The following is a 24,176-nucleotide window of genomic DNA, read 5'->3' as shown; positions in this document are numbered from 1 at the left end:
TCCCCGTCCCCGTCCCCGACTGTCCGCAGTGTTGCCGCTGGCGCCGCGTCGCAGGCGCCGATCGGTATTTTCGATTCGGGGCTTGGCGGACTGTCGGTGCTGCGCGCGGTGCGCGCGCAGTTGCCTGACGAGGCGATGCTGTATGTCGCCGACTCGCTTTACGCGCCCTACGGCGAGCGCGACGACGACTTCATCACCGACCGAACGCTAGCCATCGGCGCATGGCTCGCCGCTCAAGGCGCGAAGGCACTCGTGGTCGCCTGCAACACGGCGACCGCGCAGTCGATTGCGCTCGTGCGCGAGAAGCTGCCGATTCCGCTCATCGGCGTCGAGCCAGGCGTGAAGCCCGCTGCGCTGCAATCGAAAAGCCGCGTCGCCGGCGTGCTGGCGACCCCGGCGACGCTGCGCAGCGCCCGCTTCCAAGGGCTGCTCGAACGCTACGCCGCCGATTGCCGCTTTCTGTGTCAGCCCGGCCACGGGCTCGTGCAGGCGGTCGAGCGCTGCGACGTCGGCTCGGCCGAGCTGCGCGCACTGCTGCGCAGCTACCTCGAACCGATGCTCGATGCGGGCGCCGACACGCTGGTGCTCGGCTGCACCCATTACCCGTTTCTCGATGCGGCGATCCGCGACATCGTCGGCGAGCGGCTGGCGCTGATCGACACAAGCGTGGCGATCGCGCGTCAGCTCGAACGCGTGCTCGAACAGCACGGTCTGCGCGTCGCCACGCCGGCCGCGGCCCCGCCGCTGCCGCGCTTCTACTCCACCGACGACGGCGTCCACCAACAGCAACTGGCCGCCACGCTGCTGCTGATCGAGGCCACGGTCGAGCAGGTGCTGATTTCGTCTCCCCGCACCGCCGCACCGGATTCCCGCGCCGCCTAGAAGCCGCAACCGACGCGCGGCACGCGCCTGCTGTGCGGCCGGGCGTCGCCCTTGCGTCCGCCGAAATCCATTCTAAGGGTCTGGTTTTGTTACAAAAAATCGCACAGGACGCTTGCCAAACGGACCAAACATAATGATAATAATTCGCATTACCGTTAGCTATGACGCCTGCCATGATCGTCTGTGTCTGCAAATCCGTTTCCGACCGCACAATCCGCTCCTCGATTGCGGACGGCATCGACTCGTTCGACGAGTTGCAATTTGAACTCGGTGTCGCCTCGTGCTGCGGCAAGTGCGAGCAATCCGTGCGCGACGTGATGCTGCAAAGCGGCGTCTGCGCGAGCCGTTGCGGCGTAGTCGAGCCTCAGCAGGTGCAGAGCGTCGCACAGGTCGTGCAAGTCACGTTCTACGAGCGCAAGGCAGCCTGAGTTCAATTAACGGGGTGCGGCGCGAGCCGTGCCCAGTGCGTCCTGAAGCTCCTATGCATCACCTACATTTAATGTCGCGCTTAATGCGACATTGAATGTGCCGCATGTCTGCAAGACAACCGCAGTACGGTCCGCCGTACTGCGTATTCCACTGCCGTCAGCAAGCCAGTATTCGTACCAGCCAGCTACCCGCTCACCCCTTGGAAAGGAGTTCGAAATGGAATTGCTGATTGGTTTCGTGACTACTTTGATCATTTCGCTGCTGATTTTCCGAACATGACGATGTCCTGTTTGACGCGCCGCCCGCACGGTGCGCTGCCACACTGACCATGCAGGCTCCGCATCCCATTACCGCCGGCGCACCGCTGGCGTCGTTCACCCGACCGAATTCCCGCACGCTGATCGGCACTGCCGTGGTCGCCACGGTTCACGTCGCACTGCTCGCCGTGATCATGACGCTGCGTCACGAGCCGGTGCAGGTCGCGCTCGAATCGCATGTGATGACCGCCGAACTGCTGCCGCCCGCGCCGCTCGCTGCGCCGGTCGCGCTTCAATCGATCGCACCGCCGCCACCCCGGCCGACGCCGCCCGTGCATTCCAAGCCGAAAGTCCCGCCGAAGCCGGTTGCGACGCCCAAGCCGACCCCGGCCCCGACTCCGTTGCCGCAGGCCGCCGCGCCGTCGCCGACATCGGTTGCGGCGCCCGATCCGACGCCGCCGGCGCCCGGCGCACCGGCGACGCCGCCCGCAGCGGCAACGCCCGCGATCGGTAAGCCGACGCTGCAAGTCAGCGCGCCCAAGAACGTGTCGCATCTCGATTGCAACGTCGCCCACCCGGACTACCCCACGCTGTCACGGCGCCGCGGAGAGACCGGCACTGCGTACGTCCATTTCGTGGTCGGCCTGAGCGGCAAGCTCGAGGACATCGAGTTGAAGAAAAGCAGCGGCTTCAGCCGTCTCGACGACGCGGCCGTCGCCGCCGTGCGCGCGAGCGCCTGCAAGCCGTATCTCGAGAACGGCGAGCCCGTCAGGGCCGCGTACACCCAGCCTTTCAATTTCGGCCTGACCGACTGAAGCAGCTTTCAAAAACAAGGAATTGCGATGCAAAACTACGGATTGGCGCACGTGTGGGCGCAAGGGGATTTCGTGACGCGCGGTATCGCGCTCACACTGTTGATCATGTCGGTGATGTCGTGGAGCGTGATCGTCGTCAAAGGCTGGAACGTGATGCGCCTGAAGCGTCTGACGAGGAACGCCGAGCAGGCGTTCTGGCATTCGGACGACCTCGCCGACGGCGTGAAGAAGCTCGGCGGCGGCACCTCGACGCCGCATGACAATCCGTTCCTCGCGCTCGCGCTATCAGGCCAGGAAGCGGCCGACCATCATCACCAGACCCAGCCGCATCTACATGACCGCATGGACGTGTCGGACTGGATCACGCGCTGCCTGAAAGACACGATGGACGAAAGCATCGCACGCATGCAGAGCGGTCTCGCGATTCTCGCGTCGATCGGCAGCACCGCGCCGTTCGTCGGCCTGTTCGGCACCGTGTGGGGCATCTATCACGCGTTGCTCGCGATCGGCGCGAGCGGCCAGTCGTCGATCGACCAGGTGGCGGGCCCGGTCGGCGAAGCGCTGATCATGACTGCGTTTGGTCTATTCGTCGCGATTCCGGCGGTGCTCGGCTACAACGCGCTCACGCGCGCCAACAAGGCGATCGTCGCGAAGCTCGCCCGCTTCGCGCACGGCCTGCATGCGTTCTTCGTGACGGGCGCGCGCCTGTCGTCGTCCAGGCGCGGCGATGGCCTGCGTCTCGCGGCCCGCGCCAACTGATCGACGAGGCATTCGAATGGCAATGAGCCCTTTCGCCGCAGACGATGACGACGGCCTGATGAACGAGATCAACATGACGCCGCTCGTCGACGTGATGCTGGTCCTGCTAATCGTCTTCATGGTGACGATTCCGGTCATCCGGCACGCGGTCAAAATCGATCTGCCGCACGCGAGCAGCCAGAAGGAGGATACGAAGCCCGCGCAGGTGACGGTGTCGATCGACGCGGACGGCAACGTGCTGTGGGACAGCACCAAGGTCGACGACGCGGCGCTCGCCGCAAAGATCGCCACGGCCGCGCAGGCGAGCCCGCAACCGGAGCTGCATCTCGATGCGGACCGCAAGGTGCCGTATGAGAAAGTCGCGCTGGTGATGTCGGCCGCGCAGGCTGGCGGACTGACGAAGATCGGTTTCGTTACGCAGCCCAAAGCGAAGTAACCGTCACGCGACACGCGAAGCAGGACGCCCGTCCACGCGAAACACCGCTTTAAACAGCGGCCGAAAAGTAAAAGGCCTTCATCGTCGGATGAAGGCCTTTTTTTGTGCGCGCTCGGCGCCTTCGGGCGGCGGGATCATTTGCCATCGGCCGAAGACTGATAGCTTTTATCACCGCATGCGAGGGCCGTGGTCGACACGGACAACGCGGTCAGCCCTATCAGGCTCGCTATGATAGCGGCCATGAGTTTTCGCATAGGAGACTCCTTAGCGAAAGGGATTTCACTATAGGCCCGCGCGCGCGTGCATTCAAGCAGACGGCCATTGAAAGTAATGATGACAGGCCACGCTTAAATGCTAAAAACGATTTGCGCCGCGCGATAGCGGCCGCAGTCAGGGCATCGCGCGGGCCTTGCGCGTCGCCCCGAACGCTTTATGGCACCACCGCCGATGCAACGGCGGAAGCCGCAGCGACCGCTCCCTGCGCCCCAGCTTCTTTACCGTGCAGAGGACACTCGCCCGTGATGTGCTTGCCCTCGTCCGGATCGAGCATCTCGACCAGATAGTCGACGAACGCGCGAACGGCCGGCACCATACCCTGACGCGATACGAACACCGCGTACAACTGCGGCGTCGGAAAAGTCCAGCCCGGCATCACGGGCGACAACTGCCCCGCTCTCAAAGCGGCTCCATACATCATCTCGGGCAATGCGGCGATGCCGACGCCGGCGAGCACCGCCTCACGGATCGTCATCAGATCGGCGGTCACGAGGCGCGGCTCGTGCTCGTGAGCATGGCGCGTGCCATCGGGCGAAATCAGGTTGTACACGTGTCGACCGTCGCTCGTCGGCACGTCGAGTGTTTCGAAGCGGTTCAGATCGGCCGGCGTCAGTGGAGGCGCATTCTGCTGCAGCAGGCTCGGCGCGCCGACCAGCATCTGCTCGGTGCGCCACAGCGGCCGCACGACGATGTTCGCGTTCTCCGGCGGATCGGAGCGCACGCGCAACGCGACGTCGATCGAATCCTCGAACAGATCGACCACGCGATTCGTCACACGCATCACGACGCGCACCTCCGGATAGCGGTGCATGAATTCCGGCAGGATCGTCGACAGGATCGTCTGCGAGACCGTGACGGGCACGCTGACGCGCACCGTGCCGCGCGGCGACGAGCGCAGTTGCTGCACGACATTGACCGCCGCCTGCGCTTCGCTGAGCATCGCCTGACAGTGCTGGTAGAACAACTGCCCCGCTTCGGTCAGCGCGAGCTTGCGCGTAGAGCGCTGCAACAGGCGCACACCGAGCGACGCCTCCAGCTCCGTGAGCCGACGCGATAGCCGCGACTTCGAGATGCCCAGCACCCGCTCGGCGGCGGAAAATCCGCCATGTTCGACGACCTGCGAAAAGTACATCAGGTCGTTCAGATTGTGTGAATCGATCTTCATCTCATCGTTCCATGAATAGAACAATCCATTGCCGGCTGGCGGCTGGCACCGCGAAAAACGGTCCTTATAATAGCTCCATGTTTCAGAAATAACGCTATTCCCCATTTTTCGAGGTGATATTGATGACTACGCCACGCACGATCGAACGCACGTTCCCGTCGGTTCGCACGGTGGAAGGTGGCGGATTTGTCGTTCATCGACCGTTTCCGACGCGTCTGTTGATGGACTTCGACCCGTTCCTGCTGCTCGACGAAATGGGGCCGGTCGACTATGCGCCGGGTGAGGCCAAGGGCGCGCCCGATCATCCGCATCGCGGCTTCGAGACGGTCACCTATGTGCTCGAGGGCCAGTTCGGCCACAAGGATTCGGCGGGCCATTCCGGCACGCTGCGCGCCGGCGACGTGCAATGGATGACCGCGGGCGCGGGCGTCGTGCATAGCGAAATGCCGGACCCGGCATTCACGCGCACCGGCGGCCGCGTGCACGGCCTGCAACTCTGGGTAAATCTGCCGCGTCGCGACAAGATGATCGCGCCGCGCTATCAGGAGATCCCGTCGACGCGCATTCCGGTCGCGACGTCCGAAGACGGCAAGGTGCGCGTGAAGGTCATCGCGGGCGAAGCGCTCGGCGTGAAGGCCGCGATCGAAACGCGTACGCCGATCCTGTATCAGCATTTTTCGTTGCAGCCGGGCGCGACGATTCGCCAGCCGGTGCCGGCCGACTATCGCGTGTTCGCCTACGGTCTGTCCGGCAAGGGCGTGTATGGCGAAGGCGACGCGCGCGCTGACATCGACGCGCGCACGATGGTCGTGTTCGCGAACGACGGCGACACAGTGACGCTCACGGCTGGCGACGAACCCCTCGAAGTGCTGCTGTTCGGCGGCGTGCCGCTGAACGAGCCGTTGGTGCGATATGGCCCGTTCGTGATGAATACCGAGGATGAGATCCGTCAGGCCGTGATCGACTATCAGGCGGGACGGATGGGCGCGATCACGCATTGACAAGCTACCGCCCACCGCGCGTGATTCACGCCTGTCAGCGCGAGTCGAAGCACGCCGACAGAGACTCGCGCGCCGCCAAACCGCCCGTCTCGGGGCGCGAACGCCAGAAAATTCGGTCACAATAACGGCTGATGTCGCGCGGCCCGCGTCGATCGCAACAATCAGACCGCGGCGCGCGATGCTATTTGATCACCAGCACAGGAGCGCGCATGGCAGAGCCCACCGTCACCGCCCACATCGGTTCGACGAATTTCCAGGTCGTGTTTGACGACGGCAAGCACACATGGCTCGCCGACGAACCCGAATCGCTCGGCGGCGGCGATCGCGGTCCGACGCCCGTATCGCTACTGCTGTCGAGCCTCGGCGCGTGCACGTCGATCACGCTGAAGATGTACGCGCAACGCAAAGGCTGGCCGCTAGCGAGCGTACGCGTCAAACTGTCGATGGAAACCGGCGACACGGGTTCGACGATCGACCGTCAGATCATGCTCGACGGCGATCTGTCCGACGAGCAGCGGGAACGGCTTTTGCAAATTGCCAATGCGTGCCCGGTGCACAAGATCCTGACGCACACGATCTCGATCCGCTCCGCGCTCGCCGTCGCCTGACACGCGCGGCAGGCATTGCAACATTTACATAGGACGCAGTCGTCTTGAATTTCGAACACCTCATTCAGATCAACGATCCGTTGAATCCCTTCGTCGAATCGATGACCCGCGAGCAGCTTTGGGAAGGGCTCGTGCTGCGCGCCGAGCAGCCGCAACTGTTCGTGATGGGTCTCGACAGCTGCAAGATCCTGTCGCGCGATGCCAATGTGCTCGAGCGCGAACTGCACTATGGCCAGGCCACCGTGCGCGATCGCGTCACGCTGGAGGCAAGGGAGAGGGTGCGCTACGACATCCTGCCGACCGCCGAGTACGTCGGCGGCTCGCTGACCATGACGATCGAGCAGCCCGACGACCTCCAGCTGTTCCTGCGCTTCGAATACGCGACCACGCTGCCCGTCTCGACGACCGATCAGGACGCGGTGCAAACGCAGGAGATCGTCAAGTCCGCGTATCGCGAGAACGATATCGACACGGTGCGGCTGATCCGCCAGTACGTCGGGGCCAAACAGGAACCGGGACCGCTGCACTGACATGCCGCGCGGGCGCCCTGCCCACGCTGTCGCGGGGCCATGTCCAGCATGGCCCGCGGAGCCGTTGTCTGGCCGCTCTTTCATTCAGCTATCAGAAGTCGAATTCGATCAATTTCTCGGTCTTGTAAATAGGAATAGTTATCATTTAGAATGATCCCATCGAATCGACGAACAAGCTAAAACGAATGACCGATATGACTCGCTCCTCCACGTTCACCCTGCGCCGTTCAGCGGTCGCGCTAACCGGCCGCCCGAAAACGTCGACGACGGCCGTACTCGCGACGAAGCCCGCAGCGGAGCGCATCACCGGCCAGGGCGAGACGTCGGAGCGGGTCGTGCGCAGCGACGCGCTGCTGCAAGGCCATAGTCACATCAGCATCGTGCACAACGGCGAGACGTACCAACTGCGTGCGACGCGCCTCGGCAAGCTGATCCTGACGAAGTAGCAACGCAACACGAGGTAAGTACCGGGTATTGTGGGGACCACCTCCCAGAGAGGTGTTAGGCATTAGCCAGCCACGACGGCTTGCACGCGAGAACTAGACCCCTTCGTGCAGACACCAAGCCAGCCGTCGCAGCAAGCCAGGCCGTTTTTTGGTTCTCGCTCCAAAGCGAATGCGCGCGACGGCACGCATCGCGGAAGATGAAAATGACAAAGCCGTGGGATGTCACCATCCCACGGCTTTTTCTCTTTGTGCGTGCGCCTGCGTTTGCACCAACCACCGGCGAATGACTTACTTCGACGCCCAGCCCCAGAACATCAGCCACCACGCGCTATTGACGACCGCCAGCGCCGCGACGAACCACAGCATCGCCAGCGCGCGCGGCACGAAATGCTCGCTATATCGGCGCGTGACGAGCCACGCGAGCCATGCGCTCCACGCGCTCGCAATCACGAGAATCGCGATGCGCAGAACCGACGCCCACCACAGCGACACGTGCTCGGCGCGCAGCAGCGACAGCGTCGTCGCCGACAAACCGAGGAACACGCCCGCGCCCGCGATCGGAATCAGCCCCTGGGTCAGGTGATGCAGCCGTGTCGAGCTAAAGCGCCCGAGCATGCGCGTCGCGCCTGTCAGCAATAGCAGCAGCGCGGTGCCGTAGACGAGCGCCGTCGACAGGATGTAGCCGATCAGCAGCGAGCCGTCGAGCCACGAGAACACGTCGTTCTGGTCGGGGTAATGCGTGAACAGGAACCACGGCGCGTTGGTGTCGAGGGGCCACGTGATGTCGCGATCGACGAGCCATGTCGCGGCGACCATCTTCAGGTCGATGAACCAGCGCGACGCGGTCCAGTGGAACGCGCCGATCGCGATGCCGAGCAGGCCGTACAGAATCAGCGCGGTGTCCCACGGGTTCGCCTTCTTGTCTCCGAGTTGCACGACTTCCGTCGACGGCTTGCGCCACGTCAGCGCGATCGCATCACGGTGTCCGCTGCAGCGGCCGCACATATGGCAGTCCGCCGCGCCCTTCATGTTGCGCAATGGCACGAGCGGCGCGCAGTTGATCGGAATCACGCGATGCCCATGCTCGCCGTTCGTGTAAGAGCGGCGCCAGGCGTCTTCGTCGACCTTGTAGTGAAACGGCGCGAGGCGCGCCAGAAGCGAAAAAACCCCGTTGACGGGGCACAGGTATTTGCACCAGACGCGCTTTTCGCGTCCGTACAGCAGACCGATCACGATTGCCGCGAAGGTCGAGCCGCCTAGCACCAGCAATACCGCTTTCGGATACTGGTAGACGCTCACCATCTGCCCGTAGATCGTCGTGATGCCGAACGCGACGAAGGGCCAGCCGCCCCAGCGCATCCAGTGCGGAATCGCGCGGCCGCGGCCGAATTTGCTCGCGAATTCGGCAAGCGCGCCCTCCGGACACAGCACGCCGCACCAGACGCGGCCGAGCATCACCATCGACAGCAGCACGAACGGCCACCAGATACCCCAGAACACGAACTGCGCCGCGAGCGTCAGGTTGTTCCACAGATGCGCGGTGTCGTCCGGCAGCGGCATCAGCGCGGGCACGATGATCAGGAACGCGTACAGCGCGACCACGACCCATTGGATGCCACGGATCAGCGCGCCGTGGCGCTGCATCCACTGGCCGGCCGCCGCGAGGCGGCCCGGCTTGGGAGCCATCACGACGCTCATGCCGCGCGCCCTGCCGCCTGCCGCGCGGGCTTGCGACTGGCGCGGCGCACGAGCAGATAAACGACCGCCCAGTACACGCCATAGGCAAGCAGATTCATCAGAGCCGGATGCGCGCGGTAGCCGGTCAGCGTCGCGACGAGCGAACCGAAGGTGCTCGAATCATCGAGAATCGCCGACGAATTCCACAGCTGGTCGACGAGCGTCGGCAGGATCTCCTTGTCGATCAGCTTGTCGACGCCGGTCTGGAACAGGCCCGCGCCGAGGAACAGCAGCATGATTTCGGTGACGCGGAAGAAGAGCCGCCACGAGATGATCTTGCCGCCGAGCTGCAATACGTAGAAGGTCAGGAATGCGAGCGCGAGACCGATCACGACAGCGAGCGTCTGGCTGCCGTCGACATGCCCCGACTGGCCAAAGCCGAGGCCGTACAGGAAGATCACCGTTTCACTGCCTTCGCGCGCAATCGCCAGTGCGACCAGCACCGCGACGCCCCACCAGTTCGAATCGCGCTGGCTCTTCTGCAGCGACTGTTCCATGTCGCGCTTCAGCGTGCGGCCGTGCTGCTTCATCCACAGCACCATCTGCACGATCAGTACGCAGGCGACCAGCACCATCGCGGTCTGGAAGTAATCCTGCGCATCACCGGAGAGCACCTCGGTGAAGCCGACCAACGCGGCGCCGAGCGCCACCGCCGCGATCACGCCGGCCGCCACGCCGCCCCACAGGTACGGCAAGCCGCGGCGCGCGTCGTCGTCGCCGTTTTTCAACCACGCATACAGGATGCCGACGACCAGCAGCGCCTCGACACTTTCCCGCCACACGATGAACAGAATCTGACCCATTCAAGCTCTCCCTTCGATCCTTCTACCGCCTGCTTCCGTTGCCTCGCGCGGCCGACAGCGGCCACATCCCGCGGCGCTCGCGGCCGATCGAACCATTGCTTACTTTGCGACGATCACGCCCTGCGCCTGCTGGTGAAAGTCGTCGAAAAACTTGTATTCGCCCGGCTCGAGCGGAGCGATCACGACGAACGAATCGGCGCCGGGCGCCAAAACCTTCTCTTTACGCAACTGCACGCTTTCGAATTCGGCCGCGCCCTTGCCGGTGTTACGCACTTCGATCTTGATACGCTGCCCGGCCGGCACTTCGATGCGGGCCGGGTTCAGCTTGCCGTCGTTCATTTCGAGCTTGAAGGTCGGCAGGTCGGCTGCGTGAGCCGTGGCCGCCAGGCAAAACGTGGCGGCAAGCATCGCGATCTTTCGGTTGATTCTCATTGGCCTTTCCGGAAAACGCGACGCGCCGACGCCAGGTATGACACCGAAGGTCCGCGCGCCGCCTGCTGCATTCATGGATACGTTGATCGACCGCGCTGACACCGCGCGCCGATCAGTAACCGCCCTTCTTGCCGATGCCGGCGAAAGTGAAGTCATATTCGAGCGTGATCGGCTTGAACCACGGACCCACGCCGGTTTCCTTGTCGACGTGGCGACCGAATGCCATGTGGCCCATCTGCATCGGCGGTTCGACGATCAGCTTCAGGTGATATTTGCCCGGGCCTTGCAGCTTGACGTTGTCGCCGTAGTGCGGACCGTCGTTCGCGACCATCGGCATCAGCTCGCCCTTTAACGGCTGGTTCGAGCCGGCCTTCGTCAGTTCGTAGCGCACCTGCAGATACGGCATCCAGTCGCCTTCGGCGAAACCGGTCGGATTGTTCTTGACCGCGTGGATGTCGGACTCGAGGTGGATGTCCGAATCCGACGCCTTTCGCATCATGCCTTCGGGTTCCATCGTGATCGGCTGCAGATAAACCGCGCCGATTTCCATGCCGCCCTGGATCTGCTGCTTGCCGATCGGATATTCGGCGGCCGAGGCCGACAGTGCCGCGACAGCCGCCACCGCTGCCGCCCCGCCGCGCACAAAGGAAGAAATCCGCATTGAAACTCCTTGTTTTTATCAGACTGGAATCGATTCAGTTTGGAACACTGGGTCCGCAAGGCAGATGCAGATTAAATGCGAACCATTCTCAATATTGGAGGAGTTTATCATCGATCGCCGACGAGAACAAACCTGCCAGCATGCTCGCTCATAGGCGATCAGGGTCTTAAGGCTCACTTAAGAAAGGCTGAGCTTGAGCGCCCGCATAAATGAAAAGGCGCGGCGAATGGCCGCGCCTTTTCTGAATGGACAAAAGCGGTGAACGGATGCGTTAGTTATTCGACGCCCGACACGTGGTCGCCGACGTTCGCGCCGAATACGCGCTGGCGCAGCAGCGCCAGCTGGTCGCGAGTCTGCGCGGCCTTCTCGAATTCGAGATTCTTCGCGTGCTCCATCATCTGCTTTTCGAGGCGCTTGATCTCCTTGGCGAGCTGCTTCTCGGACATGTCCTCGAATTTCGCGCGGGTTTGCTGTTCCTTCAACTCGGCGCGCGCTTCGTCGACGTTGTACACGCCATCGATGATGTCGCGAATCCGTTTCACGACGCCGCGCGGCGTAATGCCGTGCGCGGCGTTGAACGCGATCTGCTTCGTGCGGCGCCGCTCGGTTTCGTCGATCGCGCGACGCATCGAGTCCGTGATGTTGTCCCCGTACAGAATCGCCTTGCCATTTACGTTACGCGCCGCCCGGCCGATGGTCTGGATCAGCGAACGCTCAGCGCGCAGGAAGCCTTCCTTGTCCGCGTCGAGGATCGCGACGAGCGACACCTCGGGAATATCGAGCCCCTCGCGCAGCAGGTTGATTCCGACCAGCACGTCGAACGCGCCGAGACGCAGATCGCGGATGATCTCGACGCGCTCGACCGTGTCGATGTCGCTATGCAGATAGCGCACCTTGATGCCGTGGTCTGCCAGGAACTCGGTGAGCTGTTCGGCCATCCGCTTGGTCAGTGTCGTGACCAGCACGCGGTCGCCGGCCTTGATGCGCTCGTTGATCTCGCCAAGCACATCGTCGACCTGGCTGCGCGCCGGCCGCACCTCGATTTGAGGGTCGACGAGGCCGGTCGGACGCACAAGCTGTTCGGCGACCTGCCCCGCGGTCCTCTTCTCGTAATCGGCGGGCGTCGCCGACACGAACACGACCTGGCGCATCTTGCGCTCGAACTCGTTGAACTTGAGCGGCCGGTTGTCGAGCGCCGACGGCAGCCGGAAGCCGTAGTCGACGAGGTTTTCCTTGCGCGCGCGGTCGCCGTTGTACATGCCGTTCAGCTGGCCAATCAGCACGTGCGATTCGTCGAGCATCATGATCGCGTCGGGCGGCAGGTAATCGACGAGCGTCGGCGGCGGCTCGCCCGGCGCCGCGCCCGAGAAGTGCCGCGAGTAGTTCTCGATGCCCTTGCAGAAACCGAGCTCCTGCAGCATCTCGAGGTCGAAGCGGGTGCGCTGCTCGAGCCGCTGCGCCTCGACGAGCTTGCCTTGGCTATAGAAGAACTCGAGGCGCTCGCGAAGCTCGGCCTTGATCGTTTCGACGGCGCGCAGCACGGTATCGCGCGGCGTCACGTAGTGCGACGACGGATAGACGGTAAAGCGCGGAATTTTCTGCCGCACGCGGCCGGTCAACGGATCGAATAGCTGCAGCGTCTCGACCTCGTCGTCGAACAGCTCGACGCGCACCGCCATTTCGGCGTGCTCGGCCGGGAAGATATCGATCGTGTCGCCGCGCACGCGGAACGAGCCGCGCTGGAAATCGGCTTCGTTGCGGCTGTACTGCATCGCGATCAGCCGCGCGATGACGTCGCGCTGGCCGAGCCGGTCGCCGGTGCGCAGCGTCAGGATCATCTGGTGGTATTCGGACGGATTGCCGATACCGTAAATCGCCGACACCGTCGCAACGATCACCACGTCGCGCCGCTCCATCAGGCTCTTGGTCGCCGACAGCCGCATCTGCTCGATATGCTCGTTGATCGACGAGTCTTTCTCGATGAACAGATCGCGCTGCGGCACATACGCTTCGGGCTGGTAGTAGTCGTAGTACGAGACGAAGTACTCGACCGCGTTGCGGGGGAAGAATTCCCGGAACTCCGAATACAGCTGCGCGGCAAGCGTCTTGTTCGGCGCGAATACGATCGCCGGGCGGCCGAGCCGCGCGATCGTGTTGGCCATCGTGAAGGTCTTGCCGGAGCCGGTCACGCCGAGCAGCGTCTGGAACGCGAGACCGTCCCCGACGCCTTCGACGAGCGTGTCGATGGCCGTGGGCTGGTCGCCGGCGGGTGGATACGGCTGGTAGAGCTTGAACGGCGAACCTTCGAACGCGATGAATTTTGATTCGTCGAGCGTATCGTCGGCTTCGGTCAGATGGTGTTCGGACATGAGGGCGGCACCGGGCCTTGGGCAAAGAATCATTCTAACGGGTTGCGGAAAGCGAAGATCGAGCGGGGCTTCGTCTAGTTCGCGCGTTCGCCAGAGCCACGCCCGGTCGAATTCCACGCTGTCACATGGCTCCCCAATGCCTGTTTTTCAAGCAAATAATTGACTTTTGCCCGTCTCGTCGTCCGAAAAAAACGCCCGGATTCGTTACAATGCCAAGCTGCGCTCGCTCGCCGCTGTCCATAGGCCCGTCCCTGATTCTCGCGTTTCATCGAACTTTGCCACGCGCCCGAAACGCCGCCGACGCTCCAGACGAGGCCGCTCGCGCGCGAAGCCGCCCTCTTTTCACTACTGCTGCCCACCCATCATGTCTCTGTTCTCCGCCGTCGAACTTGCTCCCCGCGACCCGATTCTGGGCCTGAACGAAGCTTTCAATGCCGATACGCGCGCCACCAAGGTCAACCTCGGCGTTGGCGTGTACTTCAATGAAGAAGGCAAGATTCCGCTGCTGCGCGCCGTGCGCGATGCGGAAAAGGCCCGCGTCGAAGCGGCGCTGCCGCGCGGCTATCTGCCGATCGAAGGTATCGCCGCTTACGATGCCGCCGTGCAAAAGCTGCTGCTCGGCAACGACTCGCCGCTGATCGCGGCCGGCCGCGTCGTCACGGCACAGGCGCTGGGTGGCACGGGCGCGCTGAAGATCGGTGCGGACTTCCTGAAACGTGTGAATCCGAACAGCAAGGTTGCGATCAGCGATCCGAGCTGGGAAAACCACCGCGCACTGTTCGAAGGCGCGGGCTTCGTCGTCGAATCGTATCCGTACTATGACGCGCAAACGCACGGCGTGAACTTCGACGGCATGCTGAGCGCGCTGAACAGCTACCCGGCAGGCACGATCGTCGTGCTGCACGCGTGCTGCCACAACCCGACCGGCGTCGATCTGAGCGTCGAGCAGTGGAAGCAGGTCGTCGAGGTCGTCAAGGCGCGCAACCTCGTGCCGTTCCTCGACATCGCCTACCAGGGCTTCGGCGACAACATCGAAGCGGACGCGGCAGCCGTGCGTCTGTTTGCGGCGCAGGAACTGAACGTGTTCGTGTCGTCGTCGTTCTCGAAGTCGTTCTCGCTGTACGGTGAGCGCGTCGGCGCGCTGTCGATCATCACCGCGAGCAAGGAAGAAGCGGCGCGCGTGCTGTCGCAACTGAAGCGCGTGATCCGCACCAACTACTCGAACCCGCCGACGCACGGCGGCTCGGTGGTCGCCGCCGTGCTCGCGTCGCCGGAACTGCGCGCAACGTGGGAAATCGAACTGGGCGAAATGCGCGACCGCATCCGCGCGATGCGCAACGGTCTCGTCGAGCGTCTGAAGGCAAGCGGCGTCGATCGCGACTTCAGGTTCGTGAATGCGCAACGCGGCATGTTCTCGTACTCGGGTCTAACGGCGCCGCAAGTGGACCGTCTGCGCGAAGAGTTTGGCATCTATGCGGTCAGCACGGGCCGCATCTGCGTGGCTGCGCTCAATACGCGCAACCTCGACGTCGTCGCGAACGCGATTGCTCACGTGCTGAAGTAAGGCGATTCACGGCGCGGGGGTTTGCCGCGCCAGTGCAGCAGGTTTGCCGCTGCCACCGCCTGTAAAAACGGCGCCTTTTCCAGAAAAGGGCGCCGTTTTTTGTTTACTGACTGTTCGGCCCGGCCGGCGCACGCCGGCTCTCTCTGCGAGGGATCAGCGCGAGTCGCGATGAATATCGTGCGTGACGAACCCGGCATCGTTATCCGGCAGATCGAGCCAGCCGGGTTGCTCGAGCGAATGGCGAATATCTTCGAGACCGCTGCGCCAATGCTCGCGCATCGTCGACAGACCGAACTGAAAGTCCTTGTAGTGTCCTTCGTATTCCTTGTGCCGGTAGATCAGGTGAACCACGTTGTAGCGCTTCGAGCACGACAGATCCTCGGCCAGCTCGCACCACGGATCGTCGCGCTGCTCGACGGGCACACGGTCCAGCACCTCGCGCAGCACGTGGCGAAAACGCTGCGAGCGCTGCAGCATGTCGGTCACGAGGCGCGTGCGGCTCGAATACTGGATGTCTTTCATGCGTCCCTGCACGTCGGTGATGTTGTCCGGCACCGGCCCGATTGCGCTCCATAAATCGACCTGAAACGCGAGCGTGTCGCGGCGCGGCGTCGACTGGAGCACCTCGTAGAGCGGCGTATTCGACATCAGGCCGCCGTCCCAGTAGAACTGACCGTCGATCTCGACGGCCGCGAAGCCCGGCGGCAACGCGCCCGACGCTATGAAGTGCTCAGGCCTGAGCGTGGCGCGCGTATTGTCGAAGTACGCGAAGTTTCCCGTGCCGCAGTTCACCGCGCCCACCGACACGCGTATTTCGCCGGAATTGATCCGGTCGAAATCACACAGCGACTCGAGCGTGGTCTTCAGCGGCGTGGTGTCGTAGTAGCTCGCCAGTTGCGGCGGACCGGACACCGTGGGCAGCGGCGGTGGAAAGCGCGGCACGAAGAAGCCTCTTTGCCCTTCGACAATCGCACTCATCGCCTGCGCTGCCGTAAATGCTTTGCGCACCGCTTCGCTCGAATTGAACAGCACGTGTTCGATCGGAGCCGGCAACGGCAGCCCGAACGCCGGCTGGCAGATCGTCTCCCAGAATTGCAGCAGACGCTCGACGCGTTGTTCCGGTGGATTGCCCGCAATGATCGCCGTATTTAGCGCACCGATCGAAATTCCCGCGATCCAGTTCGGCTCGATGCCGGCTTCGTCAAGTCCCTGGAAGACGCCGGCCTGATAGGCGCCCAGTGCCCCCCCGCCTTGCAGCATCAGCGCGACAGTTTCGTAGTTGGGCAACCGGGGATGCCGGCGCAGGCCGGCGGCGACCGCCGGACCCGCGCCCTCCCCGTCGCCGGACACGCCTACGCGCGCCCGCTTCAGATTGCGTTGCGCCACGGGCCGCCCCTTAGTGCATGTACCAGCCGTGGCTCACGACGAACGACTGGCCGGTCAGCGCCGCGCTCGGGAAGGTCGACAGGAACAGCACGGTCTGCGCGACGTCTTCGACCGTCGTGAAGATACCGTCGACGGTACCGCCCAGCATCACGCGCTTGATCACTTCCTCTTCGCTGATGCCGAATTCCTTCGCCTGCTCGGGAATCTGCTTGTCGACGAGCGGCGTACGCACGAAGCCCGGACACACGACGTGCGAACGCACGTTGTGCGCAGCGCCCTCCTTGGCAAGCACGCGCGACAGGCCCAGCAAAGCATGCTTTGCGGTCACGTACGCCGACTTCAACGGCGAGGCGAGATGCGAGTGGACCGAGCCCATGTAGATCACGACGCCGCCGCGATCGTCCTTATACATGTGCTTGAGCGCGGCCTTGGTGGTCAGGAACGCGCCGTCCACGTGAATGGCCTGCATCTTCTTCCAGTCCGAGAACGAATAGTTTTCGATCGGATTGACGATCTGGATGCCGGCGTTGGAAACGAGAATGTCGATCGAGCCGAATTCCTCGGCGACCTTGTCGATACCCTGGTTGACGGCGTCTTCGCTCGTCACGTCCATTGCCACGCCGATTGCCTTGCCGCCGCCCTTTCTGATTTCTTCAGCCACGGCGTTCGCGCCGTCCTGGTTCAGGTCGGCGATCGCGACCGCCGCGCCCGCGGCCGAAAGAGTCAATGCGATCTGTTTGCCGATGCCGCTCGCGGCGCCAGTGACGACGGCGACCTTGCCGTTCAGATTGGTGTTAAGAGACGACATCCAGAACCTCCATGCAGTAGATGAGCAATGAGACCACAAGGCCGCGCGCGGCGAGAAGTCGGCCAAACGGTATAGACCGTTCGGCCGATGCAACGCGGCGGCAGACTTTGCTATTGTGCATGAACCCCGTGAACGACATAGGTAAAACGCACATCGAACCGTATCTCTCTAAACTGGACGCTTGCGGGCTGAATCCGGGCTCGATCCCCGTGGCATCACCAACCAGGAGACATGCATGAATTATCGACGTCTGGGCCGCTCCGGCCTGCAAGTGAGCGAGTTGTCCATCGGCTCGTGGGTCACGTACGGCAACCAGGTGGATCACCGCGCTGCGCGCGAATCGCTCGCCGCGGCGCGCGACGCGGGCGTCAATTTCTTCGACAACGCCGAGGTCTACGCAGGCGGCAAATCCGAGGAGATCATGGGCCATGCGTTGAAGGAACTCGCGTGGCCGCGCGTGAGCTACGTCGTGTCGACGAAATTTTTCTGGGGACTCAACGAAGCGCCGAACCAGTACCACACGCTGAACCGCAAATACCTGATGAACGCGATCGACGGGTCGCTGAAGCGCCTGCAACTCGACTATGTCGATCTCGTGTTCTGTCATCGTCCCGATCCGAACACGCCGGTCGAGGAAACGGTCTGGGCAATGAGCGACATGATCGCGCGCGGCAAGGCGCTGTACTGGGGCACCTCGGAATGGAGCGCCGACGAGATTCGCGCCGCTTATCAAGTCGCCGAGCGGCATCATCTGCACAAGCCGGTCATGGAGCAGCCGCAATACAACCTGTTTCATCGCAAACGCGTCGAGCAGGAATACAAGCGGCTCTACGAGGACATCGGACTTGGCCTGACCACGTGGAGTCCGCTCGCATCGGGTCTGCTTACCGGCAAATATCGTGACGGTGTGCCCGCCGACAGTCGCGCGCAGTTGCAGGGCTATGACTGGCTGCGTCAGCAGCTCACCGACCCGACGAGAAACAACGTGGTCGGCCAGCTCGGCACGGTCGCCGACGAGCTCGGCTGCACGGTCGGTCAGCTTGCGATCGCGTGGATTCTGAAGAATCCGAATGTCAGCACGGTGATCACGGGCGCCTCGCGCGTCGACCAGATCGGCGAAAACATGCAGTCCGCCGAGGTGGCCGAGCGCATTACGCCGGAGATCAAGCAGCGGATCGAGGCGATCATCGGCGACGCGCATGAGTAATCGCGCGCCCCGCCAGGCACTGACCGGATAACCGGGCACGTGCGGTCGCGTACAATACGCGACCGCACGACACCGGCTCCCTTCGGCGCCAGCCTGCGCTCTTTTAGCGTCTTCTCATCATGCTCAGCTACCGCCACGCCTTTCATGCCGGCAATCACGCCGACGTTCTCAAACACGCCGTCGTAGTGCAGCTGCTGCGCTACTTTGGCCAGAAGGACAAGGCCTACTGGTATATCGACACGCACGCGGGCGCCGGCGTGTACTCGCTGAAGGAAGGCTACGCGACGAAGACCGGCGAGTTCGAGACAGGCATCGCGAAACTGTGGGGCCGCAACGATCTGCCGCCGCTCTTTGCCGAATATGTCGACGAAGTCAGCGCGCTCAATGCCGATGGCCAGTTGCATTTCTATCCGGGCTCGCCGTATCTCGCGTGGCGGCAGTTGCGCGCGCAGGATCGCATGCGGCTGTTCGAATTGCACAGCACCGAAATCGACGTGCTGCGTCACAATTTCCGCGACGCGGGCCGTCGCGCGATGCTGTACGCGGGCGACGGTTTCGACGGCATTCTCGCGCTGCTGCCGCCGGCGCCGCGTCGCGCGCTGATCCTGCTCGACCCGTCGTATGAAGACAAGCGCGATTACGGGCGCACGCTGCGCTGTGTCGAGGAGAGTCTCAAGCGTTTTCCGACCGGCACGTATGCGCTCTGGTATCCGCAGGTCAAGCGCCCCGAGTCGCAGCGTTTCCCCGATCAGCTGAAGCAGTTGCAGAAGGACAACTGGCTCCACGTCAGCCTGACCGTCAGCAATCCCCCAGAGGACGGCTATGGACTGTTCGGTAGCGGCATGTTCATCCTGAATCCCCCGTATACGCTCGCCAGGATGCTCAAGGATCAGATGCCGTGGCTCGTCAAGACGCTCGGCGAAGACAAGGCAGCGACGTTCAAGGTCGAGTATCGCGGCAACTGAACGTGACGAGCGGCGCGTGAGCGGGCTGCGCGGTACCCCGTCATATTTATCGAGCGAGCCGATCTCACCTCATGCTCATTTGAGCTGCGCAGCCGCCTTGATCGCGAACTGGTTAGTATAGGTCGCGCTCAAATCGATCTTCTTCGGATCGAGCCGGCTATCGAACGACGACAACGCGCGCAGCGACGTCGGCGGGCCGTCCGCAGGCATCAGTCCATCCGGTGAATAGGCGTCGCGCACATTGTGAAAGGCGTCGAGATAAAGCGTTGGGTCGCCCAACAGATAGGCTTGCGGCACCATCTTCAGCAGATCCGCGTCGCTTGCGGTCTGCAGCCAATGATTCGCGCGCACGATCGCATTGGTCAGCGCCTGCGTCGTCTTCGGATTTTTCTGGATGAAGCTCTCGGGCGCATAAAGCGTCGCCGCGGGCATCGTGCCGCCGAACACATCCTGCGTGCCCTTCACGGTGCGCGTGTCCACCAGCACCTTGATCGCGCCGCTACGCGTGAGCTTGGTCATCATTGGATCGACATTGGACAGTGCGTCAATCTGCCCGCTGCCCACCGCGGCCAGCACCGTCGCGCCGCTGCCGACGCCGATCGCCGAAATGTCGCTGCGCTGCACGCCAGCCTTGCGCAACGCAACGGTGAGCACGAGATCCGTCGACGAACCCGGCGCGCTCACGCCGACCTTCGCGCCTTTGAAGTCCGCCAGCGACTTGATCTGATCGGCCTTCGATTTCACCACGCCGATCACGATCTGCGGCGCGCGGCCCATCAACACGAATGCCCGATAGTGCTGCCCCTTCGCCTGCATGAACAGCGTGTGCTCGAACGCGCCCGCGCCGACGTCGGCGCTACCGCCCACTACGGCTTCGAGCGCCTTCGAGCCGCCCGCGAAATCTTCGAGCGTGACGTTCAGGCCTTCGTCCTTGAAGTAGCCGAGCTGCTGTGCGGCGAGGACCGGCAGGTAGTAGAGGCCGGGTAAGCCGCCGACGGCCATCGTCAGTGTCGGCTTTTCCGGCGTGTCTTTCGCGAAGCTGGCGCCTGGCAGCGCGGCCAGTGCGAGCAGCATCACGCAGGCGCGCGTGGCACGCTGCATCCAGTAATTCGGCATGGGGACGTCTCCTGGTTGTGTTTTCCGTTCGAAACGGTGACGCAGGCGCACATGCCGCGGTCGAAGCTCACGGCAACGAGGCGTGCAACGATTGTCGTCGGACGGTTTCACGGGCGCCATGCGCCCAAACCCGAATGAGATGCCGGGTGCGAGGCAAGCTGGCGCATGCGGAAGACAGAGGACCGGCCGGAAGCGTCGCCGATGCGCTTTCGCGCCCTTGTTACCTCATTGCGGAAGCGGCACCGGCCGAGGCATCGGCCGGGGCGGTACGCCGCCACCGGCCGGCAACTGGATATACGGCGCGACTACGAACGGTGGCGACGCATCCCGAGGCAGTTCGACGGGTGCAGCGATCGGCGGCGCGGCGACGATCGGCTCGGGCGCAGGCGGCGAGCTCAGCAGTATGATGCCGCTCTGGCCATTATTGACGCCGCCAAGCGTATCGAGAATCACGGGAGGGCGGTCGTTATCGGAGACCGCGAATGCGTCCGACGCAACGCAGAGGGTCGCGAGCGTCGTCATGGCGGCGGCCGCCATCACGGATCGGAAAGGTTGGAGCGAACGGACGGAGGACATGGGCAGCCCCGATGGATTATGAATGCCGTCTTGCGCGAAAATCGCCCTACCTTACCGCGGCGCGCGTTACGAAGCTAGTCGATATTCGCCATGCGCGGCCTTGCGGCGCCGTTCGCGCGAAAGGCGCCGAAAAGCGCGCTCATTTCGATGTCCGGATACGACAAAGCCCCGCTTTGACGGGGCTCGACATTGGTGCTGCAATGGCCACGCAAAAGCACACGCGCCAAGTCAAACTTTCAAGCGCAAACTTACCGCGAATAGCCGTTGGTTTCCAGCGAACGGATGCGCTGTTCGAGCTGGACGATATCTGACGACGATGCCAGATACGCCTCACGACGGTTACGTTCTGCAGTTTCGAACCAGGTGCTGAGCTTTTCAAGAATGAATGCAAACATGATGTGTTCTCCAGGAATCAGATCGGATCCCCGGTGATTTGACATCAGGGATTTCCCGTAAAGGGTTAACCCGTATTATAGCCGCAAAGTGCAACCCGAACAGTGAAATGCCTGCATGATGTGCATTCCGTTTGGGAATGACGCACCGAATATGTGCGCTAGGACGCCTGATTTTATTGCGATTCGGCAGCATTTTTCAGGTTTTGCATCATGTCAAAGCGTTCTTATGCACGTTTGAGGTGCGTAAATTCGTCGAATGCAATCAAGATGTAATCGGGTTGCACCTTCTCCTGGGCCAGCCGCTAAACCGGGTGGCAACCTTGGTCCGAAACCATATCAGTATCCGCTAGTCGCTCGATAATCGGACAATCTGGCCGGTCATCGCCGTGACAATGATGGGCGAGATGCGCGAGGGTGTCGCGCATGTCAGTCAGCTCGGCAATGCGACGATCGAGCTCGGCGACATGTTCGAGCGCGATGCGCTTTACTTCCGCGCTGGCACGCGAGCGGTCGTGCCATAGCGCGAGCAGTCGCCGGATATCCTCGACCAGAAATCCGAGACGGCGAGCCTGGCGAATAAAGCGCAGAGAATGCACTTCCTGCGACCCGTACACACGATAGCCGGCGCTCGTGCGCGCCTTAGCGGTCAATAGGCCGACGCTTTCGTAGTAGCGGATCATTTTTGCCGTAACGCCCGACGCGCGGGCCGCTTCGCCAATGTTCATGGCTGTTTCCCCAAGGTTTTGGCTGAACTCTAGTCGATGCTACACCTTCCCATAGTGGGAAGGTCAGCTACCCAAACACGGATCAGCAGGCATAATTCGACTATTCGCAATCTGATTCCGTCGAGGTCTTTGCAATGACAATCGAGTTCCATGTAGAAGGCATGAGCTGCCAGCACTGTGTTGCCGCCGTCACGAACGCGATTCGCGAACACGACGCCGCCGCGCAGGCTCAGGTGGATCTTGCAACCGGCCGCGTGGTCGTGGAGTCGGCGCAACCGGTCGATGCGCTGAAGGCCGCGATCGAACAAGCCGGATACACGGTCACGTCTGTGCGCTGAGAGCGCCGATCATGTTCAAGGTTGCCGTGATCGGTGGTTCGGGGCTGCTCGGCCGCGCGCTCAACGACGAACTTGCGCGCCAGGCCGGCTGGCAAAGCGTCGCCACCGCATTGAGCCGGCCGTCGCCGCAGATGATCGCATTGGATGTTCGCGATAGCCTTGCGGTCGAGCGCTTCATCGACCATGTGGCGCCGGATGCCGTCGTGATTGCCGCGGCGGAGCGCCGTCCCGATGTATGCGAGCGCGATCCGGAGCTTGCACGCGCGCTGAACGTCGATGCTGTGCGGGCGATCGCCTCGGCGGCGAACCGGCACGGCGCGTGGACGTTGTCGATCTCGACCGACTATGTGTTCGACGGCTCGAATCCGCCCTATCGTCACGACAGCACGCCCGCGCCACTCAACGCGTACGGGCGGAGCAAGCTCGAAGGCGAGCGAGCGCTGGCCGAGACGGCCGAGCGGGGATGCGTGCTGCGTCTGCCGCTGCTGTATGGGCCGGTTATCAGTTGGTCGGAGTCGGCTGTGACTAGCCTCGTGCCGGCGATCGTGGCATCGGCCGCGCCGGACGGCCAGGCCGCCTTGATGGACGCCTGGGCCATCCGCTACCCGACGTTCACGCCCGATGTCGCGGTCGTGATCCGACAGATGCTTGAGCGACACGCGCGCGGCCAAACGATCTCTGGCATCGTGCAATGGTCGGGCGACGAACCGATGAACAAGTATGAGATCGCGGTGCGCCTGGCAAAAGCATTGCAACTCGACGCGAATCTGATGCCCCAACGTACACCCACCGATGCGACGCCGCGCCCGCACAACTGTCATCTGGCATCGAGCCGCCTGGAGGCATTTGAAATCGGCCGACGCACACCCTTCGATATTGCGATCCGGCAGTTGCTGTAAGCGCGCAACGGACGACGTAGCCTTCGCGAAGCGAGCAAAGGTGCCTTAGTCTGCCGAGGGAGCCAGTCGTCAAGGCTGCTGGCTCTCGTAATCGTCGGCACTTTGTGCAACGGATGGTGCCGTGTTAAACAACGCAACGAGATAGAGGCGGCGCCGAGAATCCGGACAGGTCGGTAAGTGGAAAAGCTGGCGCGTGAGTCGGTCATAATGGCCGGGGCAAAGGAACCAGAGGATGACGAAACGCAACCGACGGACACACTCACCGGCGTTCAAGGCAAAGGTGGCACTCGCGGCGCTCAAGGGCGACAAGACGCTGGCCGAGCTGGCCCAGCAGTTTGATGTGCATCCGAACCAGATCACGGACTGGAAGAAGCAACTGCAGGAGCGTGTTGCCGAAGTGTTCGAGACGGGCCAAACATCGGCCGAGCCCCCGGTCGATGTGAAGGTGTTGCACGCGAAGATCGGTAAGCGGCTCGCGATGGCCGTTGTAGACGGGCGCAAGAATCGGCATCAAAGTGATGTCCATCATTTTCGAAGTGGTGGACACCATTTTGTCAGAGCCAACTCAGAGGCCTGGCAGCCGTAAAGGCC

General features: G+C 62.9%; 26 protein-coding genes and 1 pseudogene. 15 read left to right on the top strand and 12 right to left on the bottom strand.

Going from position 1 to position 24,176, the window contains the following annotated elements; genetic code table 11:
- Positions 1-60: 60 nt before the first annotated feature.
- The 5 genes from murI to F6X42_RS37425 all read left to right on the top strand — a co-directional run bounded on the left by murI (position 61) and on the right by F6X42_RS37425 (position 3,578).
- A complete protein-coding gene (gene murI, locus F6X42_RS37445; protein ID WP_187638916.1) occupies positions 61-882 on the top strand; it encodes a glutamate racemase in 822 nt (273 codons plus the stop codon).
- 173 nt (positions 883-1,055) lie between these two features.
- Positions 1,056-1,310 (top strand): (2Fe-2S)-binding protein, encoded by a 255-nt coding sequence (locus tag F6X42_RS37440; RefSeq protein ID WP_187638914.1) that lies wholly within the window; start codon positions 1,056-1,058, stop codon positions 1,308-1,310.
- 329 nt (positions 1,311-1,639) lie between these two features.
- Entirely contained in the window at positions 1,640-2,383 is a 744-nt protein-coding gene (locus F6X42_RS37435; protein ID WP_187638913.1) for an energy transducer TonB, read from the top strand.
- Positions 2,384-2,410: 27 nt separating this feature from the next.
- On the top strand, positions 2,411-3,142 hold the full coding sequence (locus F6X42_RS37430) for a MotA/TolQ/ExbB proton channel family protein (protein ID WP_187638912.1): 732 nt from the start codon (positions 2,411-2,413) through the stop codon (positions 3,140-3,142).
- A 16-nt stretch (positions 3,143-3,158) separates the two neighbouring features.
- Entirely contained in the window at positions 3,159-3,578 is a 420-nt protein-coding gene (locus tag F6X42_RS37425) for an ExbD/TolR family protein (RefSeq protein ID WP_187638911.1), read from the top strand.
- A 430-nt stretch (positions 3,579-4,008) separates the two neighbouring features.
- Here F6X42_RS37425 and F6X42_RS37420 read toward each other — a convergent pair whose 3' ends face one another.
- Positions 4,009-5,019: a LysR family transcriptional regulator gene (locus F6X42_RS37420; RefSeq protein WP_187638910.1), complete on the bottom strand. Its 1,011-nt coding sequence runs from the start codon at positions 5,017-5,019 to the stop codon at positions 4,009-4,011.
- A gap of 122 nt (positions 5,020-5,141) precedes the next feature.
- On the opposite strand from F6X42_RS37420, the gene F6X42_RS37415 reads away from it, so the two are divergent.
- The 4 genes from F6X42_RS37415 (at position 5,142) to hemP (ending at position 7,604) form a co-directional block, all read left to right on the top strand.
- Positions 5,142-6,020, top strand: a complete 879-nt coding sequence (locus tag F6X42_RS37415; RefSeq protein WP_187638909.1) for a pirin family protein — start codon at positions 5,142-5,144, stop codon at positions 6,018-6,020.
- A 209-nt stretch (positions 6,021-6,229) separates the two neighbouring features.
- Positions 6,230-6,628, top strand: a complete 399-nt coding sequence (locus F6X42_RS37410; protein ID WP_187638908.1) for an OsmC family protein — start codon at positions 6,230-6,232, stop codon at positions 6,626-6,628.
- Positions 6,629-6,672: 44 nt separating this feature from the next.
- Positions 6,673-7,158 carry an SRPBCC family protein gene (locus tag F6X42_RS37405; protein WP_187638907.1) on the top strand — a complete coding sequence of 162 codons (486 nt, stop codon included), beginning with the start codon at positions 6,673-6,675 and terminating at the stop codon, positions 7,156-7,158.
- A 185-nt stretch (positions 7,159-7,343) separates the two neighbouring features.
- The gene (hemP, locus tag F6X42_RS37400; protein ID WP_187638906.1) at positions 7,344-7,604 is read left to right on the top strand and encodes a hemin uptake protein HemP; all 261 of its coding nucleotides are present in this window, start codon (positions 7,344-7,346) and stop codon (positions 7,602-7,604) included.
- 288 nt (positions 7,605-7,892) lie between these two features.
- On the opposite strand, the gene F6X42_RS37395 is transcribed toward hemP, so the two are convergent.
- The 5 genes from F6X42_RS37395 to uvrB all read right to left on the bottom strand — a co-directional run bounded on the left by F6X42_RS37395 (position 7,893) and on the right by uvrB (position 13,606).
- Positions 7,893-9,302, bottom strand: a complete 1,410-nt coding sequence (locus tag F6X42_RS37395; RefSeq protein WP_187638905.1) for a 4Fe-4S binding protein — start codon at positions 9,300-9,302, stop codon at positions 7,893-7,895.
- Complete coding sequence (locus tag F6X42_RS37390) at positions 9,299-10,144, bottom strand: FTR1 family iron permease (protein ID WP_187638904.1); 846 nt, start codon at positions 10,142-10,144, stop codon at positions 9,299-9,301. The genes F6X42_RS37395 and F6X42_RS37390 overlap by 4 nt, the downstream gene beginning before the upstream one ends.
- Before the next feature lie 99 nt (positions 10,145-10,243).
- Positions 10,244-10,576 (bottom strand): cupredoxin domain-containing protein, encoded by a 333-nt coding sequence (locus F6X42_RS37385; RefSeq protein ID WP_018418640.1) that lies wholly within the window; start codon positions 10,574-10,576, stop codon positions 10,244-10,246.
- A gap of 112 nt (positions 10,577-10,688) precedes the next feature.
- On the bottom strand, positions 10,689-11,237 hold the full coding sequence (locus tag F6X42_RS37380; protein WP_187638903.1) for an iron transporter: 549 nt from the start codon (positions 11,235-11,237) through the stop codon (positions 10,689-10,691).
- 275 nt (positions 11,238-11,512) lie between these two features.
- The gene (gene uvrB, locus F6X42_RS37375; protein WP_187638902.1) at positions 11,513-13,606 is read right to left on the bottom strand and encodes an excinuclease ABC subunit UvrB; all 2,094 of its coding nucleotides are present in this window, start codon (positions 13,604-13,606) and stop codon (positions 11,513-11,515) included.
- Positions 13,607-13,970: 364 nt separating this feature from the next.
- Between uvrB and F6X42_RS37370 the strand changes: the two genes are divergently transcribed.
- Positions 13,971-15,170, top strand: coding sequence for an amino acid aminotransferase (locus F6X42_RS37370; RefSeq protein WP_187638901.1), 1,200 nt, complete (start codon positions 13,971-13,973; stop codon positions 15,168-15,170).
- Positions 15,171-15,323: 153 nt separating this feature from the next.
- Here F6X42_RS37370 and F6X42_RS37365 read toward each other — a convergent pair whose 3' ends face one another.
- Together F6X42_RS37365 and F6X42_RS37360 are read right to left on the bottom strand one after the other, a co-directional pair.
- The gene (locus tag F6X42_RS37365; protein ID WP_187638900.1) at positions 15,324-16,556 is read right to left on the bottom strand and encodes a DUF3734 domain-containing protein; all 1,233 of its coding nucleotides are present in this window, start codon (positions 16,554-16,556) and stop codon (positions 15,324-15,326) included.
- A 10-nt stretch (positions 16,557-16,566) separates the two neighbouring features.
- Entirely contained in the window at positions 16,567-17,364 is a 798-nt protein-coding gene (locus tag F6X42_RS37360; RefSeq protein WP_187638899.1) for a 3-hydroxybutyrate dehydrogenase, read from the bottom strand.
- Positions 17,365-17,599: 235 nt separating this feature from the next.
- Between F6X42_RS37360 and F6X42_RS37355 the strand changes: the two genes are divergently transcribed.
- Both F6X42_RS37355 and F6X42_RS37350 read left to right on the top strand, forming a co-directional pair.
- The gene (locus F6X42_RS37355; protein ID WP_187638898.1) at positions 17,600-18,571 is read left to right on the top strand and encodes a potassium channel beta subunit family protein; all 972 of its coding nucleotides are present in this window, start codon (positions 17,600-17,602) and stop codon (positions 18,569-18,571) included.
- 119 nt (positions 18,572-18,690) lie between these two features.
- The gene (locus F6X42_RS37350; protein ID WP_187638897.1) at positions 18,691-19,536 is read left to right on the top strand and encodes a 23S rRNA (adenine(2030)-N(6))-methyltransferase RlmJ; all 846 of its coding nucleotides are present in this window, start codon (positions 18,691-18,693) and stop codon (positions 19,534-19,536) included.
- A 75-nt stretch (positions 19,537-19,611) separates the two neighbouring features.
- Here F6X42_RS37350 and F6X42_RS37345 read toward each other — a convergent pair whose 3' ends face one another.
- From F6X42_RS37345 to cueR, 4 genes are all read right to left on the bottom strand, one after another.
- Positions 19,612-20,652, bottom strand: coding sequence for an ABC transporter substrate-binding protein (locus tag F6X42_RS37345; protein WP_187638896.1), 1,041 nt, complete (start codon positions 20,650-20,652; stop codon positions 19,612-19,614).
- Positions 20,653-20,877: 225 nt separating this feature from the next.
- Complete coding sequence (locus tag F6X42_RS37340) at positions 20,878-21,189, bottom strand: hypothetical protein (RefSeq protein ID WP_187638915.1); 312 nt, start codon at positions 21,187-21,189, stop codon at positions 20,878-20,880.
- 287 nt (positions 21,190-21,476) lie between these two features.
- Positions 21,477-21,623 (bottom strand): DUF3563 family protein, encoded by a 147-nt coding sequence (locus F6X42_RS37335; protein WP_187638895.1) that lies wholly within the window; start codon positions 21,621-21,623, stop codon positions 21,477-21,479.
- A 302-nt stretch (positions 21,624-21,925) separates the two neighbouring features.
- The gene (gene cueR, locus F6X42_RS37330) at positions 21,926-22,348 is read right to left on the bottom strand and encodes a Cu(I)-responsive transcriptional regulator (protein WP_187638894.1); all 423 of its coding nucleotides are present in this window, start codon (positions 22,346-22,348) and stop codon (positions 21,926-21,928) included.
- Positions 22,349-22,482: 134 nt separating this feature from the next.
- On the opposite strand from cueR, the gene F6X42_RS37325 reads away from it, so the two are divergent.
- From F6X42_RS37325 to F6X42_RS37315, 3 genes and pseudogenes are all read left to right on the top strand, one after another.
- Entirely contained in the window at positions 22,483-22,686 is a 204-nt protein-coding gene (locus F6X42_RS37325) for a heavy-metal-associated domain-containing protein (RefSeq protein WP_187638893.1), read from the top strand.
- A gap of 11 nt (positions 22,687-22,697) precedes the next feature.
- Complete coding sequence (locus F6X42_RS37320; RefSeq protein WP_187638892.1) at positions 22,698-23,585, top strand: dTDP-4-dehydrorhamnose reductase family protein; 888 nt, start codon at positions 22,698-22,700, stop codon at positions 23,583-23,585.
- A gap of 232 nt (positions 23,586-23,817) precedes the next feature.
- Positions 23,818-24,054 (top strand): annotated as a pseudogene (locus tag F6X42_RS37315) (transposase); the annotation flags it as partial.
- Positions 24,055-24,176 lie beyond the last annotated feature (122 nt).

It is taken from the genome of Paraburkholderia podalyriae, from assembly GCF_014397785.1.
Lineage (GTDB): Bacteria > Pseudomonadota > Gammaproteobacteria > Burkholderiales > Burkholderiaceae > Paraburkholderia > Paraburkholderia podalyriae.
Note: the sequence above shows the minus strand (reverse complement) of the source record. Positions and strands in the feature narration are given on the sequence as shown.

What these genes read in the sequence shown, in the direction of transcription:
- F6X42_RS37425 (WP_187638911.1), top strand. Translation starts at nt 3,159, where the DNA reads ATGGCAATGAGCCCTTTCGCCGCAGACGATGACGACGGCCTGATGAAC.
- cueR (WP_187638894.1), bottom strand. Translation starts at nt 22,348, where the DNA reads ATGAACATTGGCGAAGCGGCCCGCGCGTCGGGCGTTACGGCAAAAATG.
- F6X42_RS37420 (WP_187638910.1), bottom strand. Translation starts at nt 5,019, where the DNA reads ATGAAGATCGATTCACACAATCTGAACGACCTGATGTACTTTTCGCAG.
- F6X42_RS37320 (WP_187638892.1), top strand. Translation starts at nt 22,698, where the DNA reads ATGTTCAAGGTTGCCGTGATCGGTGGTTCGGGGCTGCTCGGCCGCGCG.
- F6X42_RS37340 (WP_187638915.1), bottom strand. Translation starts at nt 21,189, where the DNA reads ATGGCGGCCGCCGCCATGACGACGCTCGCGACCCTCTGCGTTGCGTCG.
- F6X42_RS37355 (WP_187638898.1), top strand. Translation starts at nt 17,600, where the DNA reads ATGAATTATCGACGTCTGGGCCGCTCCGGCCTGCAAGTGAGCGAGTTG.
- F6X42_RS37325 (WP_187638893.1), top strand. Translation starts at nt 22,483, where the DNA reads ATGACAATCGAGTTCCATGTAGAAGGCATGAGCTGCCAGCACTGTGTT.
- F6X42_RS37385 (WP_018418640.1), bottom strand. Translation starts at nt 10,576, where the DNA reads ATGAGAATCAACCGAAAGATCGCGATGCTTGCCGCCACGTTTTGCCTG.
- F6X42_RS37410 (WP_187638908.1), top strand. Translation starts at nt 6,230, where the DNA reads ATGGCAGAGCCCACCGTCACCGCCCACATCGGTTCGACGAATTTCCAG.
- F6X42_RS37430 (WP_187638912.1), top strand. Translation starts at nt 2,411, where the DNA reads ATGCAAAACTACGGATTGGCGCACGTGTGGGCGCAAGGGGATTTCGTG.
- F6X42_RS37380 (WP_187638903.1), bottom strand. Translation starts at nt 11,237, where the DNA reads ATGCGGATTTCTTCCTTTGTGCGCGGCGGGGCGGCAGCGGTGGCGGCT.
- F6X42_RS37360 (WP_187638899.1), bottom strand. Translation starts at nt 17,364, where the DNA reads ATGTCGTCTCTTAACACCAATCTGAACGGCAAGGTCGCCGTCGTCACT.
- uvrB (WP_187638902.1), bottom strand. Translation starts at nt 13,606, where the DNA reads ATGTCCGAACACCATCTGACCGAAGCCGACGATACGCTCGACGAATCA.
- F6X42_RS37350 (WP_187638897.1), top strand. Translation starts at nt 18,691, where the DNA reads ATGCTCAGCTACCGCCACGCCTTTCATGCCGGCAATCACGCCGACGTT.
- F6X42_RS37415 (WP_187638909.1), top strand. Translation starts at nt 5,142, where the DNA reads ATGACTACGCCACGCACGATCGAACGCACGTTCCCGTCGGTTCGCACG.
- F6X42_RS37435 (WP_187638913.1), top strand. Translation starts at nt 1,640, where the DNA reads ATGCAGGCTCCGCATCCCATTACCGCCGGCGCACCGCTGGCGTCGTTC.
- hemP (WP_187638906.1), top strand. Translation starts at nt 7,344, where the DNA reads ATGACCGATATGACTCGCTCCTCCACGTTCACCCTGCGCCGTTCAGCG.
- F6X42_RS37440 (WP_187638914.1), top strand. Translation starts at nt 1,056, where the DNA reads ATGATCGTCTGTGTCTGCAAATCCGTTTCCGACCGCACAATCCGCTCC.
- F6X42_RS37390 (WP_187638904.1), bottom strand. Translation starts at nt 10,144, where the DNA reads ATGGGTCAGATTCTGTTCATCGTGTGGCGGGAAAGTGTCGAGGCGCTG.
- F6X42_RS37370 (WP_187638901.1), top strand. Translation starts at nt 13,971, where the DNA reads ATGTCTCTGTTCTCCGCCGTCGAACTTGCTCCCCGCGACCCGATTCTG.
- F6X42_RS37345 (WP_187638896.1), bottom strand. Translation starts at nt 20,652, where the DNA reads ATGCCGAATTACTGGATGCAGCGTGCCACGCGCGCCTGCGTGATGCTG.
- F6X42_RS37335 (WP_187638895.1), bottom strand. Translation starts at nt 21,623, where the DNA reads ATGTTTGCATTCATTCTTGAAAAGCTCAGCACCTGGTTCGAAACTGCA.
- F6X42_RS37395 (WP_187638905.1), bottom strand. Translation starts at nt 9,302, where the DNA reads ATGAGCGTCGTGATGGCTCCCAAGCCGGGCCGCCTCGCGGCGGCCGGC.